Below are 1,914 nucleotides of genomic sequence, written 5' to 3'. Positions count from 1 at the left end.
GTCGAACACTACGGTATAGACCCATTGCGGGTTCTCGCCCTTGCCATGTGCGTTGCTGTCCGGAAAGACGAAGCCGCCCCGAACGGCCTCGATCCTCCCGTTCTTGTCGCGCGCGTAGCGCGGCAGGCGCGTATGTTCGGTCGGGTTGAAATTCTTGGTGCGCACCCGGTCGCCCGCTTGGAACCGCGCCGGCGTGGCGACCGGCCGGTCGCACGGCCCTCCCTTGGCGAGCACCGCCGGCACATCCGCTGCCTTGAGCACCGTTTTCGGCGTCGAGGCCGCATCGACCGCTCTGCCGGCGGCAAGGTCGCGCTCGGTGACGAAGCCATGGCGCTTCAGCAGCGTTTCCAGTGCCTTGATCCAGATCTGGTAGTAGCTCGACGAATAGTAGTCGGCGGGATGCAGCGATTCCCGGGCATGCCGGCTTTCATCGATGTTCCAGGCACCCATGGAGCCGGCGGTGAGCGTCACGCCCAACGCCCGCCTTTCCCATGCGGCGTGGAAATAAGGCTCGTCCTTCTCGGGCGCGACCGGCCCGAAGCCCATCTGTCCGCCGAGATCCTGCGGCCCGTTCATGCCGGCTCTCCTTCCGGCTCTTTGGCAAGCGCCGTGCCGATCATCGCGTCGCGGCTGACCAGCCCGGCGAGTTGCTCCTCGCTCCAGCCTTCCGTGCCCTTGGGCCGCATCGGCACCACCAAGTAACGAAGCTCGGCGGTTGAATCCCAGACGCGGATTCTTTTGTCCTTGGGCAGCGTCAGCCCGAATTCCTCGAGCACGCCGCGCGGATCGATCACCGCCCGCGAGCGGTAAGGCGGCGCCTTGTACCAGACCGGCGGCAGGCCGAGCACCGACCACGGATAGCACGAGCACAGCGTGCAGACGACGAGGTTGTGCGTCTCCTCGGTGTTGAACAAGGCCTGCATGTGCTCGCCCTGGCGGCCGGTATAGGAAAGCGATTCGATGGCGGCGGTGGCGTCGTGCTTCAGCCATTCGGCATAAGCCGGATCGTTCCAGGCCTTCGCCACCACCCGCGCGCCATTGCGCGGGCCGATCTTCGTCTCGTAGGTATCGACGATGACGTCGATGGCCGCCGGATCGATCAGGCCTTTCTGGGTCAGGATCGTCTCCAGCGCGCGCACGCGCGCCGCGAACGGATCGAGCTCGTTGTCGTGGTCATGATCGTGGGTCATGCCCCGAGACTAGGATCGGCTGCCGTTGGCCGCAAGCGCCACGCCTTGGGCCAGCGGAACTGGAGCGAAACTGAGGCTTCGCTCCAGGTTTGTTTTCTGAGGCATGATCTTGTCCGAAAAGTCTGCAACTTTTCGGGATTGTGCTCCTACTCGGCCGCCACCTTCTTCGGTTCCGACTCGCCGTCGAACAGTGAGGGTTGCTCGCCGCCTTCCACTACATGCAGCGCCGGCTGGCTCTTCTTCGACGAGAAGCTGAGCAGCCAGCCCGAGAAATTCTCGAAATAGACGTAGATCACCGGCGTGACGAACAGCGTCAGCGCCTGCGAGGCGAGCAGGCCGCCGACCACCGCGATGCCGAGCGGCTGGCGCAATTCAGCGCTGGCGCCGGTGCCGAGCGCGATCGGGAAGGTACCCATCAGCGCGGCCAGCGTCGTCATCATGATCGGCCGGAAACGCATCAGGCAGGCCTTGTGGATGGACTCCTTCGCCGACATGCCCTGTCGCCTCAGCTCCAGCGCGACGTCGACCATCATGATGCCGTTCTTCTTGACGATGCCGATCAGCATCAGGATGCCGATCACCGCGATCACCGAAAGATCCATGCCGGCGAAGCGCAAGGCCACTACCGCGCCCAGCACCGCCGACGGCAGGCCGGTGAGGATGGTGAGCGGATGGATGAAGCTCTCATAGAGCATGCCGAGCACGATATAGATCGTGAGAATCG

At 64.4% G+C, this 1,914-nt stretch carries 3 protein-coding genes; all 3 read right to left on the bottom strand.

Annotation, left to right across the window (positions count from 1 at the left end; translation table 11 throughout):
- Positions 1 to 576 (bottom strand): nitrile hydratase subunit beta (nthB, locus tag EOA28_RS34335; protein WP_128315774.1); only part of this gene is annotated, 576 nt, incomplete at its 3' end.
- Positions 573 to 1,190, bottom strand: coding sequence for a nitrile hydratase subunit alpha (nthA, locus tag EOA28_RS34330; RefSeq protein ID WP_127252723.1), 618 nt, complete (start codon positions 1,188 to 1,190; stop codon positions 573 to 575). The genes nthB and nthA, both read right to left, overlap by 4 nt.
- Positions 1,191 to 1,336: 146 nt before the next feature.
- Positions 1,337 to 1,914: efflux RND transporter permease subunit (locus EOA28_RS34325; RefSeq protein WP_189342358.1), on the bottom strand; the 578-nt coding region annotated here is incomplete at its 5' end.

This window comes from Mesorhizobium sp. M2A.F.Ca.ET.067.02.1.1 (genome assembly GCF_004023285.1).
GTDB lineage: Bacteria > Pseudomonadota > Alphaproteobacteria > Rhizobiales > Rhizobiaceae > Mesorhizobium.
Note: the sequence above shows the minus strand (reverse complement) of the source record. Positions and strands in the feature narration are given on the sequence as shown.